Source organism: Streptomyces sp. URMC 123 (genome assembly GCF_051386515.1).
Taxonomy (GTDB): domain Bacteria; phylum Actinomycetota; class Actinomycetes; order Streptomycetales; family Streptomycetaceae; genus Streptomyces.
In genome coordinates this window covers 1-16,106 of the sequence record NZ_JBPQTV010000137.1, presented here as the reverse complement: position 1 = coordinate 16,106, position 16,106 = coordinate 1, and the positions used below count along the sequence as shown (strand labels likewise).

Here is a 16,106-nt window from a genome sequence, read left to right as displayed (position 1 = left end):
CTGGGCCCGGCCGAGGAGCTGCGCCCGGTGGTGCAGGCCATGGTGGCGCGCGGGGCCGGGCACGGGGGCGGGGGCGCGCTCGGCCAGCAGCGCCTCGATCGCGGCGGCGGCCCCGGCCTCGTCGATGTCGTCGTACTCGGGCACCCGGCCGGGGTCGGCGGCCTCGCGCCGCCACTGGGCGTAGCGCACGGCCTCGGCGAGCGCGCGGGCCGCCCGCTCGGGGGCGGGGTAGACGGGGATGCCGCTGTCGGCGGCGCCGAGGGCCTCGGCCAGCCCCTCGATCTCCAGGTGGACCACGGCGACGGGCTTGCGCGCGCCGCCGGCCGCGGCGCGCAGGGCGTCGGCGAGCCGGGCCCCGTCGCCCGGCGCGGCGCCGCTCCGGGCCGGCGCCGTGTCGGCGACCCAGGGGATGGCGGTGACCACGACCGCGTCGCAGCCCGGGTCCGCCAGGGCGGCGGCCAGCGCGGCGCGGAAGTCGTCGGGGGCGGCGGCCGTGGTGAGGTCGCGCGGCGGCAGGGGGCGCAGGCCCTCGGTGAGGCAGGAGTCGTAGGTGAGCAGCCCCAGGGACTCGGAGTTGCCCAGGATGGCCACCCGGGGCCCGGTGGGCAGCGGCTGGCCGGCGAGCAGCAGCCCGGCGTCGACGAGCTCGGTGACGGTGTCCACGCGGATCACCCCGGCCTGCCGCAGCAGCGCGGAGACGGTGGCGTCGGGCATCCGGGAGGCGGGCACGGTGTGCCCGGTGGGCGCGGTGCCGCTGTGCCGGGCGCCCTTGACGACCACGACCGGCTTGACGGCGCAGGTGCGCCGGGCGAGCCGGGTGAACTTGCGCGGGTTGCCGATCGATTCGAGGTACATCAGCGCGATGTCGGTGGCCGGGTCGTCGTGCCAGTACTGCAGGAGGTCGTTGCCGGAGACGTCCGCGCGGTTGCCGGCGGAGACGAAGGTGGACAGGCCGATGCGGCCCTCCACCCCGGCGAGCCCCGCGCCGCGGCGGTGCAGATCGGCGAGCAGGGCGATGCCCACCGCGCCCGACTGGGTGAACAGGCCGATGCGCCCGGCGGCCGGCAGTTCTGGCGCGAGGGAGGCGTTGAGCCGTACGGCGGGCGCGGTGTTGATGATGCCGAAGGCGTTGGGCCCGATGATCCGCATGCCGTGGCCGCGGGCCAGCCTCACGAGCTCGCGCTGGCGTTCCCGGCCCTCGGGGCCGGCCTCGGCGTAGCCGGCGGAGAGCACCACCAGGCCCTGGACGCCGCACTCGCCGCAGTCGGCGACCACGTCCGGGACGCGGTCCGCCGGGACGGCGACGACGACCAGGTCCACCGGCTCGCCGATGTCCTGGACACGGCGGTGGGCGGGCACGCCCTCCAGTTCCGTGACGCCGTCCGCCAGGGCGTGGTTGACCGCGTACAGCCGGCCGGTGAAGCCGGAGCCGACGAGGTCGCGCAGGACGGTGCGGCCCATGCCGCCCGAGCCGCGGCCGGCGCCGACGACCGCCACGGAGGACGGCGCGAGCAGCCGCTGCACGGAGCGCGCCTCGGCCCGCTGTTCGCGCCCCCGCTGCACGGCGAGCGAGGCGTCGGTGGGTTCGAGATCGAACTCCAGGCGCACCACGCCGTCCTCGAAGCTGCGCTTCTGGGTGTAGCCGGCGTCCGTGAACACCTTGATCATCTTGGTGTTGGCGGGCAGCACCTCGGCCGCGAACCGGCGGATGCCGCGCTCGCGGGCGACCGCGGCGATGTGTTCGAGCAGCGCGGAGGCCACTCCCCGGCCCTGGTGGGCGTCCTGCACCAGGAAGGCGACCTCGGCCTCGTCGGCGGGGGCCGGCGCGGGGCGGCCGCGGTCGTCGATGCGGTCGTAGCGGACGGTGGCGATGAACTCGTCGCCGACGGTCGCGGCGAGGCCCACCCGGTCGACGTAGTCGTGGTGGGTGAAGCGGTGCACATCGCGGTCGGAGAGCCGGGGGTAGGGCGCGAAGAAGCGGTAGTACTTCGACTCGTCGGAGACCTGCTCGTAGAAGCTGACCAGCCGCCCGGCGTCGTCGGGGGTGATCGGGCGGATCTGCGCGGTGCCGCCGTCCCGCAGGACGACGTCCGCCTCCCAGTGGGCGGGGTAGACATGCTCGGACGGCGGCTGCGACGTCTGCATGGCGACCAGCGTACGGGGGGCGGCCTTTGTCCGAGCACCACGTGCCCCGTGAGAGACTGGACAAGACTGGTCTAGACAACTCGGTGCTGGACCGGAACCGATACGACCTGTTACGACCTGAAGGGCTACACCATGGTTGAGCGCCGCGTCACCGTCGGCTGGGCCGAGGGCCTGCACGCCCGCCCCGCCTCGATCTTCGTCCGCGCGGTGACCGCTGCCGGCGTCCCCGTGACGATCGCCAAGGCCGACGGCACCCCCGTGAACGCCGCCTCCATGCTCGCCGTGCTGGGCCTCGGCGCCCAGGGTGGCGAGGAGATCGTGCTGGCGTCGGAGGCCGAGGGCTCCGAGGCGGCGCTCGACCGGCTGGCGAAGCTCGTGGGCGAGGGCCTCGACGAGCTCCCCGAGACGGTCTGACCCGTTTCGCCCGGGACGCGCGACGTCCCGTCATGCCACCGCGGCGAGCCGCGGCGCCCTGAATCGATCGGCGCGAAATCGATCGACGACGGGGCGCCGCGGCTCTCGCTTTTCTCCGAAGCGATCGAGCGGGCGACGTGCGAAAAGCGCACGAGAATACGCGCCGCCCGATCCGGGGTTCGCGCCGGGCTTTGTACGGCGCTTTTGTTACGCGCGCATTCCGACTTTGTTACGCGCGTATGCCGACCGCGTCGACCGTTTGTTTCGCCCCGTTCACGGGGCCGGGCCGGCGCAATCGGTACGCCGCGAGCGAGCGCTCGACGTGCGCGGCGGTCAGGGTCCGGGCCCGCTCCGCGTCCCCGCGGGCCACGGCGTCCACGATGGCGCCGCGCTCCGCCCACGAGGCCATGGCCCAGGCGGTCGCCGCCGCGGGGCCGGCCTCGGCGCCCGCCCCTGCCCGAGCGGGCCGTACGGGGTGCCCGGCGCGCGCCCGTACCGCCGGCGCGGCCTGGGCCCGTACCGCCGCCCCGGCCCCGGCCGGCACCCGTACCGCCGCCGCGGCCCGTTCCCGTACCGCCACCGCGGCCCCGGCCGGCACCTCCACCGCGTACACCCAGGCGAGCTTGCGGCGGGTCTGGGTCAGCAGCGCCGCCAGGCCGGGGCTGCCGGACGCCTGGGCGAGCGTCTCGTGGAACCAGCCCTCCAGCGCCCCCAGGTCGCCCAGCCGGCCGTGGCGGGCGCGCTCCCGGCCCAGCCGGACCAGCCCGCGCAGCACCTTCAGATGGGCCTCGGTGCGCCGCTGGGCGGCGCGTGCCGCGCCCAGCGGCTCCAGCAGCGCCCGGATGTCCAGGAGGTCGGCGGCCTCCCGCTCGGACGGCTGGGCGACACAGGCGCCGGCGTGCCGGCGGGTGGTGACGAAGCCCTCGGACTCCAGCGTGCGCAGGGCCTCCCGCACGGGCACCCGGGAGACCCCGTGGCGGCGGGCGAGGAGCTCCTCGGTCAGCCGGCCGCCGGGCGGGTGGACCCCGGAGACGATGTCGTCACGGATCGCGTCGCAGACCGCGTGCGCGGGGATGCCGCCGCCCGCCGCGTCGCCGTTCACCGTCGACTCCGCATTCTTCGGCCCTCCGCCTTTCGCCGCCCCGGAAACATTCTTCACCGCGAAACGAACCCAATTCCCTCGCTGCGGCGACTCTAGGGCAGCGCGGCGCGATTTCCGATGGCGCCGGTGATTTCATGCATATCTTTTGGCCGGAACGCGACGCGTCCTGGCCAGGGTCGCGGCGGGGCGGGGAGAAACCCGAGGGCCCCGGCGCATGCGCCGGGGCCCTCGGGGAAGGCGGAAGGAAGCCTCGAAGAGATCAGATGTTCACGCCGTGCGAGCGGAGGTAGGCGATCGGGTCGATGTCCGAGCCATAGGTGGCGCCGGTGCGGGCCTCGAAGTGGAGGTGCGGACCGGTGGAGTTGCCGGTGCTGCCCGACAGACCGATCTGCTGGCCCGGGGTGACGGTCTGGCCCGCGGACACGGACACGGACGACAGGTGCCCGTACTGCGTGTAGGTGCCGTCGGCGTGCTTGATGACGACGTTGTTGCCGTAGGCGCCGCCCCAGCCCGCCTCGACCACGGTGCCGGAGGCCACCGAGCGCACCGTGGTGCCGGAGGCGGCGTGGAAGTCGATGCCGGTGTGGCTGCCGGACGACCAGTTGCCGCCGGAGGCCTTGTACTGGGTGGAGACGTAGGAGCCCTCCACGGGCGCCACATAGGCCATCAGGCGCTTGCGCTCCGCCTCGCGGGCGGCCCGCTCCTGGGCCTCGCGCTCGGCCTTGGCCTGCGCCTCGGCGCGCCGCTTCTCCGCCTCGGCCTGCTTCTTGGCCTCGGCCTCGGCCTTCGCCTTCGCGGCGGCCTCGTCGGCCATGTGCTGCTGCGTCTGGGCCTGGGCGTCGATGGTCTCGGTCATCGTGTCACCGATGACGATCGCCTGGTTGAGGCCGGTCGTCTCGACCGAGGGCGCCTCTCCGCTCGCCGCGACCGCCGGGCTGGCCAGGGTGGCGACGACGCCGGTGGTGGCGAGGGTGGCTATGCCCGCGATGTTCGCGCCGGAACGGGCCATACGGCCCGGACGGCGGTGCTTCCCGGTGGCACGGGTGAACGCCATGGGGTGGCGTGCTCCTTTCCTTCCTTCTCGCCTACCGGGTTAGCTGACGGGTTCGGAGCAGGAAGGTCTCCTACGGGCCCCTCGTCAAAGGCGCCCGATTCACCCCAGGGACGTTTGGGTCCCCGGCTCCCCTGGCTCGCGCCATGCGGGGACTCGGCGATGACTGTCCGCCAGTCGCGGGTGCGACTGTGATGCTCGGTCGAACAGCCGGACCGACGCTAATCGGCTCGTCTTTCAATCGGCAAACAGAACGGGGCTTTTGTAGCGCACGCCACAGGAAAGACGGGCAACCTCTCCAATAAAACGGACAAAGGACGCACCTCGGGCCCCAAGAGGGGCCGAGATGCGTCCTGTTCACCGCGCGGCACGGGGGTCCGTACGGTCGTCGCACCGGCTTCGGTCCGTACGGACGCGCGCTTCGCTCCGTACGGCACCGGCCTTCCGTCCGTACGGGCACCGGCTTCGACCCGTACAGTCGTCGACTTTCCGTCCGTACGGACGCGCGCCGCGGAGCGGGTCAGCCCTTGATGATGCTGACCTCGCCGATGCCCAGCTCCCGCACCGGCTCCGCGATGCTGGAGGCGTCACCCACCAGTACGGTCACCAGCCGGTCCACGGGGAAGGCGTTGACGACCGCAGCGGTGGCCTCCACCGTGCCGGTCTCCGCGAGCCGGGCGTACAGCTGCGCCTGGTAGTCGTCGGGCAGGTGCTGCTCCACCTGGTCGGCGAAGGTGCCCGCGACGGCCGCGGCGGTCTCGTACTTCAGCGGCGCGACGCCCACCAGGTTCTGCACCGCGACGTCCCGCTCGGCGTCGGTGAGCCCCTCGGCGGCGAGCGTGCGCAGCACCTTCCAGAGGTCGGCGAGCGCCGGCGCCGTGGACGGGGTGTCCACCGAGCCGCTGATGGCGAGCATGGCGGCCCCGCTGCCGTCGGGCGCGGACAGCAGCACCTGGCCGAACGCCCGTACGCCGTAGGTGTAGCCCTTCTCCTCGCGCAGCACGCGGTCGAGCCGGGAGGTGAGGGTGCCGCCCAGGCAGTAGGTGCCGAGCACCTGCGCCGGCCACACGCGGTCGTGGCGGTCCGGCCCGAGCCGGCCGATCAGCAGCTGGGTCTGGACCGCGCCGGGGCGGTCGACGATCACGACGCGGCCGGTGTCGTCCGCCGTCACCGGCGGCACGGGCCGCGGTTCGGCGGTGCCGCCGGTCCAGGCGCCCAGGCTGTCGGCGAGCGCCGCGTCGAGGTCGATGCCGGAGAAGTCGCCCACGACCACCGCGGTGGTCGTCGCGGGGCGCACATGGGCCTCGTAGAAGGCGCGCACGGCCGCGGCGTCGATGCGCTCGACGGTCTCCAGCGTGCCCTGCCGGGGGCGCGACATCCGCGACTCGGCGGGGAACAGCGTCTGGGACAGCGCCATGGCGGCCCGGCGGCCGGGGTTGGCGAGCTCGTGCGGGATCTCGTCCAGCCGGTTGCGCACCAGCCGCTCGACCTCGCCGTCGGGGAAGGCGGGGGCGCGCAGCGCGTCGGCGAGGAGCCCGAGCGCCTTGGTGAGCCGGGAGGCCGGCACCTCCAGGGAGACCCGGACGCCCGGGTGGTCGGCGTGCGCGTCCAGGGTCGCGCCGCAGCGCTCCAGCTCGGCGGCGAACTCCTCGGCGGTGTGCTTGTCGGTGCCCTCCGACAGCGCGCGGGCCATGATCGTGGAGACCCCGTCGAGGCCCTTGGGCTCGGCGTCCAGCGGCGCGTCGAGGTTGATCTCGACGGCGACGACCTGCTGGCCGGGGCGGTGGCAGCGCAGGACCGTCAGGCCGTTGGGCAGGGTGGCGCGCTCGGGGGCCGGGAAGGCCCACGGCTTGGCGACGCCGCCCCGCGGCTGCGGGTGGAAGGTCATCGTGGGGGTCACGGCAGCGGTCTCGCTCACTTGGCCGCCTCCTCTTCCTGCGTCGCGTCACGGTCGGCGGCGGGGCCCGACCCGGCATCGGTGGTGCCGCCGGGGGCGGCCTCGACAGTGGCTCCGGACGCCATCTCGTCCGACGGCTCCTCGGCGGAGTCGGCGATCTTAGGGGCCTCGGTGGGCTCGTAGACCAGCACCGCGCGGTTGTCGGGGCGCAGCCGGGCGGCGGCCACGGCGCGCACCTCGTCGGCGGTGACGTCCAGCACCCGGCCCACGGCCGTCAGGGCGAGCTGCGGGTCACCGAAGAGCACGGCGTAGCGGCACAGTTCGTCGGCGCGCCCGCCGACGGTGGCGAGCCGGTCCAGCCACTCGCGCTCCAGCTGTGCCTGGGCGCGCTCCATCTCCTCGGGGGTGGGCCCCTCGGCGGCGAAACGGGCCAGCTCCTCGTCGACCGCGCGTTCGATGTCGGGGACCTCGACGCCCCCGGAGGTCTTCACGTCCAGCCAGCCGAGGGAGGGGGCGCCGGCCAGCCGCAGCAGTCCGAAGCCGGCCGCGACGGCCGTACGGTCGCGGCGCACCAGCCGGTTGTACAGGCGGGAGGACTCACCGCCGCCGAGCACCGTCAGCGCCAGATCCGCGGCGTCGGCCTCGCGCGTGCCGTCGTGCGGCAGCCGGTAGGCGGCCATCAGGGCCCGGGAGGGCACCTCCTCGCGCACGACCTGGCGCAGCTCCTCGCCGATGATCTCCGGCAGGGAGCCGTCGCGCGGGGGCTGCTTGCCGTCGTGGCCGGGGATCGTGCCGAAGTACTTCTCGATCCAGGCGAGCGTCTGCTCGGGGTCGATGTCGCCGACGACCGACAGTACGGCGTTGTTGGGCGCGTAGTAGGTACGGAAGAAGGCCCGCGCGTCCTCCAGGGAGGCCGCGTCCAGGTCGGCCATGGAGCCGATGGGGGTGTGGTGGTAGGGATGGCCCTCGGGGTACGACATGGCGACGAGCTTTTCGAACGCGGTGCCGTAGGGGACGTTGTCGTAGCGCTGGCGGCGCTCGTTCTTGACGACGTCGCGCTGGTTCTCCAGGCTCTCCTCGTCGAGCGCGGCCAGCAGGCTGCCCATGCGGTCGGCCTCCAGCCAGAGGGCGAGCTCCAGCTGGTGGGCGGGCATGGTCTCGAAGTAGTTGGTGCGCTCGAAGCTCGTCGTGCCGTTCAGGGAGCCGCCGGCCCCCTGGACCAGCTCGAAGTGCCCGTTGCCCTTGACGCTCGCCGAGCCCTGGAACATCAGGTGCTCGAAGAGGTGGGCGAGGCCGGTGCGGCCCTTGGCCTCGTGCCGGGAGCCGACGTCGTACCAGAGACAGACCGCGACGACCGGGGTCAGGTGGTCCTCTGAGAGCACCACGCGCAGGCCGTTAGCCAGCCGGTGCTCGGTCGCTGTCAGGCCGCCGGAGTCGGCCTGCGCTGTGGCCATGTGACCCATGGGCATGTAAGTCCCTTCGATCGCGTTCCGTGTGTGGCGGGAAGCCGGTGGAATGAGTTCCTGCCACTGTATGCAAGCGCGCCGGTGACCCAGGAAGTTCCCACCCCGGGTGGGCATGGCGATCTCATGGCCGCCGTCACGCGGGCGCGACGCGGGGTACGGGGTCGGGGTACGGGTTCGTGGCGCGCGTACGGGTTCGGGTCGGCCACGGAAGCGGGCTCGGCGGGGCCGTGGGACGGGTCGCGGGCCACGCTGTCAGCGGCTGGGTCCACAATGGTCCGCGTCAGAACCGTCCGTTTCCGCCAGCACCTCCCTACCCGCTCAGGCAGTTTCGTTTAAGGAGCAGCAGCCGCGATGGCCCGCCGCAGCACGAAGACCCCGCCGCCGGACGACTTCGAGGAGCGCATCCTCGACATCGACGTCGTCGACGAGATGCAGGGCTCCTTCCTGGAGTACGCCTACTCGGTGATCTACTCGCGCGCGCTGCCCGACGCCCGCGACGGGATGAAGCCCGTGCACCGGCGCATCGTCTATCAGATGAACGAGATGGGGCTGCGCCCCGACCGCGGCTATGTGAAGTGCGCCCGGGTCGTCGGCGAGGTCATGGGCAAGCTCCACCCGCACGGCGACGCCTCGATCTACGACGCGCTGGTGCGCATGGCGCAGCCGTTCTCCATGCGGCTGCCCCTGGTCGACGGGCACGGCAACTTCGGCTCGCTCGGCAACGACGACCCGCCGGCCGCCATGCGGTACACCGAGTGCCGGATGGCCGCGGCCACCTCCCTGATGACGGAGTCGATCGACGAGGACACGGTCGACTTCGCGCCGAACTACGACGGGCAGGAGCGCGAGCCCGTCGCCCTCCCGGCCGCCTACCCGAACCTGCTGGTCAACGGCGCGTCCGGGATCGCGGTGGGCATGGCCACCAATATGCCGCCGCACAACCTGGGCGAGGTCATCGCCGCGGCCCGCCATCTGATCAAGCACCCGAACGCCGACCTCGAGACGCTGATGCGCTTCGTACCGGGCCCGGACCTGCCGACGGGCGGCCGGATCGTGGGGCTGAACGGCATCCGGGACGCCTACGAGACCGGGCGCGGCACCTTCAAGATCCGCGCGACGGCGACCGTCGAGAACGTCTCGGCCCGCCGCAAGGGCCTGGTGGTCACCGAGCTGCCGTTCACGGTGGGCCCGGAGAAGGTCATCGCCAAGATCAAGGACCTGGTCGGCGCCAAGAAGCTCCAGGGCATCGCGGACGTCAAGGACCTCACCGACCGCGCGCACGGCCTGCGCCTGGTCATCGAGATCAAGAACGGCTTCCACCCGGAGGCCGTGCTGGAGCAGCTCTACAAGCTGACGCCGATGGAGGAGTCCTTCGGCATCAACAACGTCGCCCTGGTCGACGGGCAGCCGCTCACCCTCGGGCTCAAGGAGCTGCTGGAGGTCTATCTGGACCACCGCTTCACCGTGGTCCGGCGGCGCAGCGAGTTCCGGCGCGGCAAGCGGCGGGATCGGCTGCATCTGGTCGAGGGTCTGCTGACCGCGCTCATCGACATCGACGAGGTCATCAGAATCATTCGATCGAGTGAGAACTCGGCGGCGGCCAAGGAGGCGCTGATCGCCCGCTTCTCGCTGAGCGACATCCAGACCCAGTACATCCTCGACACCCCGCTGCGCCGGCTGACCAAGTTCGACCGGCTGGAGCTGGAGGCGGAGCGCGAGCGGCTCAACGCCGAGATCGAGGAGCTGACCCGCATCCTGGATTCGGACGCGGAGCTGCGCAAGCTGGTCTCCGGGGAACTGGCCTCGGTGGCCAAGAAGTTCGGCACCGAGCGCCGCACCGTACTGCTGGAGTCCGCGGGCACGACCGTGGCGGCGGTGCCGCTGGAGGTCGCCGACGACCCGTGCCGGGTGCTGCTGTCCTCCACCGGGCTGCTGGCCCGCACGATGAACGGCGAGCCGTTCCCGGTCGACGTGGAGGCCCGACGCGCCAAGCACGACGTGATCGTCTCGGCCGTGCCGGCCACCGCCCGGGGCGAGGTGGGCGCGGTGACCTCGGCGGGCCGACTGCTGCGGCTCCCGGTGATCGACCTGCCGACGCTGCCGGAGACGGCGGCGGCGCCCAACCTCGCGGGCGGCGCCCCCCTGTCGGAGTTCCTCACGCTCGACGAGGGCGAGACGGTGATCTGTCTGACGACCCTGGACGAGTCCTCGCCGGGGCTGGCGCTCGGCACGGAACAGGGCGTGGTGAAGCGGGTCGTTCCCGACTATCCGGCCACCAAGGACGAGCTGGAGGTCATCACCCTCAAGAAAGGCGACCGGATCGTCGGCGCGGTGGAGCTGCGCACCGGCGAGGAGGACCTCGTCTTCATCACGGACGACGCCCAGCTGCTGCGCTACCCCGCGGGCCAGGTGCGGCCCCAGGGCCGCCCGGCGGGCGGCATGACCGGCATCAAGCTGGCCTCGGGGGCGAAGGTGGTCTCGTTCACGGCGGTCGACCCGGCGGCGGACGCGGTGGTGTTCACCGTCGCCGGCGCCCGGGGCACGCTGGACGGCACCTCGGGGGGCACGGCGAAGCTGACGCCGTTCGACCAGTTCCCGCGCAAGGGCCGCGCCACGGGCGGGGTGCGCTGCCAGCGCTTCCTCAAGGGGGAGAACTGCCTGGTGCTCGCCTGGGCCGGGCCCACCCCGGCGCGGGCGGCGAGCGCGAACGGCACGCCCGCGGAGCTGCCGGAGATGGACCCGCGCCGGGACGGCTCGGGCGTGCCGCTGGCGAAGCCGGTGTCGGTGGTGGCCGGGCCGGTGTAGGTGTAGGCGCGGGCTGACGGCGGGGCCGACAGGGGCCATGCGGGCGGTGGGGTACGGGGCGGCGGTGGCCGGCCCGCACCCCGCCGCCCCGCGGTTTTTCGGTGTCCCGCGGTTCTTGGTGCCCCGGGGCCGGGACGGATCGTCAGTGATCGTCCTCGTCGTCCTGGGGCACGTACCGCAGGACGCCCCACATGGCGCTGGGGAACGGGGAGTCGTCGCCGGCCGCCAGCGGGTCGTCGTCGAGGGCCCCGCCGCCCGCCGCGGACCCGTCCCCCGACGGGTCCGTCCGGCAGGCCGCGAGCTCCTTCAGCACCGCGTCGGCGTCGATGCCGGCGCCGATGAGGACCAGTTGGCTCGCGCGCCGCTCGCCGCGCGCCCAGGGCATCGGGTGGAACCGGAGGAAGGCCCCGACCGCGTGGACGGAGTACTTCCGCCGCGGGTCGCCCGGCCCGAAGTCCACGAACCCCTTGACGCGGTAGAGGCCGGCGGGCCGGTCGTCCAGGAAGCCCAGCAGCCGCCCGGGGTCGAGCGGCGCCTCGGAGGTGAACTCCACGCTCTGATAGCCGGCGTGCAGATGGCGGCAGCCGGCCCCGCACTCCCCGCCGGGCCCGTGGTCATGGGTTCCTGCGCCCACGGCCCCGTCGCCGTCTCCGCCCGCCGGGCCGCTCGCGCCGGGCGCGCCACCCTCGACGGCACCGTCCCCGATGGCGCTGTCCGCGTCGGCGCCGTCCTCGTCGCGGAGCAGGTCCTCGAAGGAGAGCTGCCGCACGGCCGCCCCGTCGTCCTCCCGCGGCTTGCGGTCGAAGAACAGCTCGGGGTCGACCCGCCCGTAGGCGACAGGCAGCACCGGCGTGCCGGGGGCCAGCTCGGCGAGGGTGGCGCACACGGCCTCCCGCTCCGCCTCCCCCACCCGGTCCGCCTTGTTGAGGACCACCAGATCGGCGATGCCCACGTGCCGGTCCAGCTCCGGGTGGCGCTCGCGGGTCGCGGCGAACTCCGCGGCGTCCACGACCTCGACCAGGCCCCCGTACTCGATGCGGTCGTTCTCGCTGGCCAGGATCATCCGGATGATCTCCTGCGGCTCGGCGAGCCCGCTGGCCTCGATGACGATCACATCGATGCGCGCCGCCGGGGCGGCCAGCCGGGCGAGGTAGTCGTCGAGTTCGCTGGTGTCCACGGCGCAGCACAGACAGCCGTTGCCGAGCGAGACCATCGAGTCGACCTGCCCGGCGACGCTCATCGCGTCGATCTCGATGCTGCCGAAGTCATTGACGATCGCGCCGATCCGGCTGCCGCCGCTCCGTCTGAGCAGATGGTTGAGCAGCGTGGTCTTGCCCGACCCGAGGAACCCCGCCAGCACGATCACCGGTATCCGCTGCTTGGCCACGGGGGCGCCTCCATCGTCGTTCGTCAGTCGAGCGCGGCGGGGACCGGCCGCGGCGGGGGCGGGCCGACATAGCGGGCCGCCGGCCGGATGATCTTCGGGTCCTCGGCCTGCTCCAGGATATTGGCGCTCCAGCCGACCACCCGGGCGGCGGCGAACGTGGGGGTGAACATCGCGCGGGGCAGCCCGCACAGCTCCATGACCACCCCCGCGTAGAACTCCACGTTGGTGTGGAGCTCCCGGCCCGGCTTCAGCTCGGCGAGGATCGCCTCCACCCGCTCCTCGACCTGGACGGCGAAGTCCACCAGGGGGCCGCCGATGCCCTGGGCGATCTCGCGCAGCATGCGCGAGCGGGGGTCCTCCGTGCGGTACACGGGGTGGCCGAAGCCCATGATCCGCTCGCCGGCGAGGACGCGGTCACGGACCCAGCCGTCGATCCGGTCGGGGGTGCCGATGGCGTCGAGCGTGTCCAGGGCGCGGCTGGGCGCGCCGCCGTGGAGCGGCCCGGAGAGCGCGCCGACGGCCCCGACGAGGCACGCGACGAGATCGGCGCCGGTCGAGGCGATGGCCCGCCCGGTGAAGGTGGAGGCGTTGAAACCGTGGTCGATGGTGGAGATCAGATACTGCTCGATGGCCCGGACCCGGGCGGGGTCGGGCTCCTGTCCGGTGACCATGTACAGGTAGTTGGCCGCGTGCGGCAGGTCGTCGCGGGGCGCCACCGGGTCCCAGCCCTGCCCGAGCCGGTACAGCGCCGCGAGCAGGGTGGGCACGACGGCACAGGCGGCGAGCGCGTCGGCCCGGCGGCGGTCGGCGTCGATGTCGTACAGCGGTCGCAGTCCGGCGGCCCCGCCGAACAGCGAGAGGGCCGTGCGCAGCCCGGCGAGCGGGCCCGAGAGGGCCCCGGAGCGGGCTATGGCGGGCAGCGCCGCGGCCAGGTCGGGGGAGAGCCGGCGCAGTTCCGCGATCCGCTCGGCGAAGGCGGCGCGCTCGGCGGCGTTCGGGAGCTCCCCGTGGAACAGCAGGTGCCAGACGTCCTCGAAGGAGCGGGTGCGGGCGAGCTCCACGGCGGAGTACTGCCGGTAGTGGTAGAAGCCCTCGCCGCCCCTGACGTCTCCCAGGGAGGTCTCGGTGACGATGACGCCCTTGAGTCCGCGCGGGACGTCGAGGGGGGCGGGTGACGACACGGTCGGCATGCGGACCTCCGGGTGCGGGTGCAAGTGCGGGTGTGCTGGGACGGTCTGCGGGGCGATGGCGGCGCCCATGCATTGATTCGACTGTCCATCATTGATTCAATGGATGTCAACATTGATTAATCAATATGGATGGTGAGGGGCGGACCGGGATGGGGTGAGATGGGTCCATGGCGCAGGACAGGAACACCGCGAGCGGGGAGAACGGCGGGACGAGCGGTGAGAGCGGCGGTGACGGCCGGCGGCTGAGCACCCGGGAGGCGGCGGTACGGCTGGGCGTGAAGCCGGAGACGGTGTACGCGTACGTCAGCAGGGGACTGCTCAGCAGCCGCCGCTCCCCCGGTGGCCGCGGCAGCACCTTCGCCGCGGAGGACGTCGAGGCCCTCGCCCGCCGGGGGCGCCGGGACGGGCGGCTCCAGGGCGGGACGGGCCCGGCCCCGCAGGGCTCGTCCGGCTCCGCGAGGCCCGGTGGCGACGGGCCCTGGGCCGCCGGAGCCCTCGCCGCGCCCGGGGGCACGCCCGCCGTCCGCACCGGTATCACCCTCATCGAGGACGGCCGGTGCTTCTTCCGCGGGGTGGACTCCACCGCGCTGGCCGAGCGCCACGGCTTCGAGGAGGTGGCCGAGTGGCTCTGGACCGGGGTGCTCCGACCCGGGGTCCGGTTCGCCGCGCCCGTGGAGCCGCTGGCCGCCGCCCGCCGCGCTGTGGCCGCCCTGCCCGACCACAGCGGCCCGATGGACCGCCTCCGACTGGCCGTCGTCGCGGCGGCCGCCGCCGACCCGCTCCGGTTCGACCTCTCCGAGGCCACCGTCCTGGCCACCGCCCGCACGGTGATCGCCACGCTGGTCGGGGCCCTGCCCTCGGCCGGGCGCTCGCCCGACGACGCCGACCCGATCGCCCGGCGGCTGTGGGCCCGGCTGACCCCCGTGCCGGCCGACGACGCGGCCGTACGGGTCATGGAGGCGGCGCTCGTGCTGCTGACCGACCACGACCTCGCCGCGTCCACGCTCGCGGTCCGCGTCGCCGCCTCCGCGCGGGCCCACCCCTACGCCGTCGTCTCCGCGGGCCTGGGCGCCCTGGACGGCCCGCTGCACGGCGGCGCCAGCGCCCTCGCGCACAGGATGCTCGACGAGGTGCTCCAGCGGGGCAGCGCGGCGGCCGTCGTCTCCGACCATCTGCGCGGCGGCCGGCGCGTGCCCGGCTTCGGCCACCGGCTCTACCCCGGCGAGGACCCGCGGGCCCGCGTGCTGTTCGACCTGCTGGAGGCGGTGCCCTCGGCCGCGCCGGCGCTGGCGGCGGCCCGGGAGGTGGCCGCCACGACCGCCCGCCATGTCGCCGCGCACCCGAACGTCGACCTGGCCCTGGCCGTACTGTCGGTGGCGGCCCGGATGCCGGCGGAGGCGGGCGAAACGGTGTTCGCGGTGGCCCGTACGGCGGGGTGGATCGCCCACGCGCTGGAGGAGTACGAGGAGCGGCCGCTGCGGATGCGCCCCATCGGCCAGTACTGCGGCCCTCGCCCGCCCCAGCCCCTCCCCCGTCCCACGGACCGGTGAACCGGGCGGCGCGGCTGCCCCGGGGCGCGCCGCACGGAGCGGGCACGAGCGCCGTACGCAGCGACATGACTGCCGTACGGGCGCGGCACCGGCGCCGTACGGGGGGCCGGGCCCGGCCACGGAGCGCAGAGGCCGGCGCCGCGCCGCGCTCCCCCGGGCAGGAAGATCCCGCCGCGGGTTAGGCTCACCTTTGTGAGTACGTGTGCGACCGCCTCCCGGCAATCGGCCGAGCCCCTCGCCGGCACGTCGGCCACCGCCCGGACCTGGCTGCTGCTCGAACAGCCCGGCCCGTGGGGCGCCAAGGCGCTCACCTCCAGCCATCTGGACCCGCACGTCGGGCGCGCCCTGGAGGAAGCCGTCGAGGGCACCGGCGTACGCGTGGCCCTGATCCGGCGCCCCGGCCGGCACGCCGACTGCCACACCCCCGCCCGCCGCCGGGTGTTCCTGGCCCACACGGTGCCGGGCCGCTCATGGGTGCGCACGGCCGTGACGGCCGACCCCGCCGGCCTCCTCGACCTCGATCTCGCCGCCCTGGGCGCGGGGGACCACACCGGCTTCGGCGAGCCGTACACCGGCGAACCCCTCGCCCTCGTCTGCACCAACGGCAAGCGGGACCGCTGCTGCGCGCTGCTGGGCAGGCCGTTGGCCGCCGAACTGGCGGCCGGCGGCACCGACAGCGTCTGGGAGGTCACCCACCTGGGCGGCCACCGCTTCTCCCCCACCCTGCTGGTCCTGCCGTACGGATACGCGTACGGGCGGGCCACGGCACACCAGATCAAGGGGGTGCTGGAGGCCGCCCGCGACGGCAGGATCGTCGTCGACGGCTGTCGCGGCCGGTCGGCGTGGGAGCGCCCGGCCCAGGCCGCCGATCTGGCGGTGCGCGCGCTCACCGGCGAGGCCGACGCGGACGCCCTCACCGTCGTCCGTACGGACGCGTGGCCCGCCCCCGCCCCCGGCGAGGACGCGGACGCGGCCGGGCGAACGGCGGCGCGCGGCTGGCGCGTGACCCTCGCCCACCGCGACGGGCGCGGCCGGTGGAGTCGCGGCGTCCGAACGGTCCATGGACACGAACGGTAGGCCGTGGCCCGTGCGGGCCGTC

The 16,106-nt window shown here is 74.1% G+C and carries 11 protein-coding genes and 1 riboswitch; of the genes, 4 read left to right on the top strand and 7 right to left on the bottom strand.

What is annotated here, in order from left to right; genetic code table 11:
• Window positions 1-2,145, bottom strand: a 2,145-nt coding sequence (locus ACSNOD_RS17445) for a GNAT family N-acetyltransferase (protein WP_436767868.1), incomplete at its 3' end; no start/stop codon positions are given.
• Between the two features lie 132 nt (window positions 2,146-2,277).
• Between ACSNOD_RS17445 and ACSNOD_RS17440 the strand changes: the two genes are divergently transcribed.
• On the top strand, window positions 2,278-2,559 hold the full coding sequence (locus ACSNOD_RS17440) for an HPr family phosphocarrier protein (RefSeq protein ID WP_436767867.1): 282 nt from the start codon (window positions 2,278-2,280) through the stop codon (window positions 2,557-2,559).
• Window positions 2,560-2,788: 229 nt separating this feature from the next.
• Here ACSNOD_RS17440 and ACSNOD_RS17435 read toward each other — a convergent pair whose 3' ends face one another.
• The 4 genes from ACSNOD_RS17435 to ACSNOD_RS17420 form a co-directional block, all read right to left on the bottom strand.
• Complete coding sequence (locus ACSNOD_RS17435; protein ID WP_436767872.1) at window positions 2,789-3,634, bottom strand: GntR family transcriptional regulator; 846 nt, start codon at window positions 3,632-3,634, stop codon at window positions 2,789-2,791.
• Between the two features lie 286 nt (window positions 3,635-3,920).
• Entirely contained in the window at window positions 3,921-4,715 is a 795-nt protein-coding gene (locus ACSNOD_RS17430; RefSeq protein WP_436767866.1) for a M23 family metallopeptidase, read from the bottom strand.
• A 14-nt stretch (window positions 4,716-4,729) separates the two neighbouring features.
• A riboswitch (cyclic di-AMP (ydaO/yuaA leader) is annotated at window positions 4,730-4,884 on the bottom strand.
• A gap of 348 nt (window positions 4,885-5,232) precedes the next feature.
• Entirely contained in the window at window positions 5,233-6,600 is a 1,368-nt protein-coding gene (locus tag ACSNOD_RS17425; RefSeq protein ID WP_436767871.1) for a M16 family metallopeptidase, read from the bottom strand.
• A 26-nt stretch (window positions 6,601-6,626) separates the two neighbouring features.
• Window positions 6,627-8,072 (bottom strand): M16 family metallopeptidase, encoded by a 1,446-nt coding sequence (locus ACSNOD_RS17420; RefSeq protein WP_436767870.1) that lies wholly within the window; start codon window positions 8,070-8,072, stop codon window positions 6,627-6,629.
• Window positions 8,073-8,426: 354 nt separating this feature from the next.
• Here ACSNOD_RS17420 and ACSNOD_RS17415 point away from each other — a divergent pair, with 354 nt between their 5' ends.
• A complete protein-coding gene (locus tag ACSNOD_RS17415; protein WP_436767865.1) occupies window positions 8,427-10,880 on the top strand; it encodes a DNA gyrase/topoisomerase IV subunit A in 2,454 nt (817 codons plus the stop codon).
• A gap of 142 nt (window positions 10,881-11,022) precedes the next feature.
• On the opposite strand, the gene ACSNOD_RS17410 is transcribed toward ACSNOD_RS17415, so the two are convergent.
• Both ACSNOD_RS17410 and ACSNOD_RS17405 read right to left on the bottom strand, forming a co-directional pair.
• Complete coding sequence (locus ACSNOD_RS17410; protein ID WP_436767864.1) at window positions 11,023-12,267, bottom strand: CobW family GTP-binding protein; 1,245 nt, start codon at window positions 12,265-12,267, stop codon at window positions 11,023-11,025.
• A gap of 23 nt (window positions 12,268-12,290) precedes the next feature.
• Entirely contained in the window at window positions 12,291-13,457 is a 1,167-nt protein-coding gene (locus ACSNOD_RS17405) for a citrate synthase/methylcitrate synthase (protein WP_436767869.1), read from the bottom strand.
• A 167-nt stretch (window positions 13,458-13,624) separates the two neighbouring features.
• On the opposite strand from ACSNOD_RS17405, the gene ACSNOD_RS17400 reads away from it, so the two are divergent.
• Both ACSNOD_RS17400 and ACSNOD_RS17395 read left to right on the top strand, forming a co-directional pair.
• Window positions 13,625-15,007, top strand: coding sequence for a citrate synthase (locus ACSNOD_RS17400; protein WP_436767863.1), 1,383 nt, complete (start codon window positions 13,625-13,627; stop codon window positions 15,005-15,007).
• Window positions 15,008-15,199: 192 nt separating this feature from the next.
• Window positions 15,200-16,084, top strand: a complete 885-nt coding sequence (locus ACSNOD_RS17395) for a sucrase ferredoxin (protein ID WP_436767862.1) — start codon at window positions 15,200-15,202, stop codon at window positions 16,082-16,084.
• Window positions 16,085-16,106 lie beyond the last annotated feature (22 nt).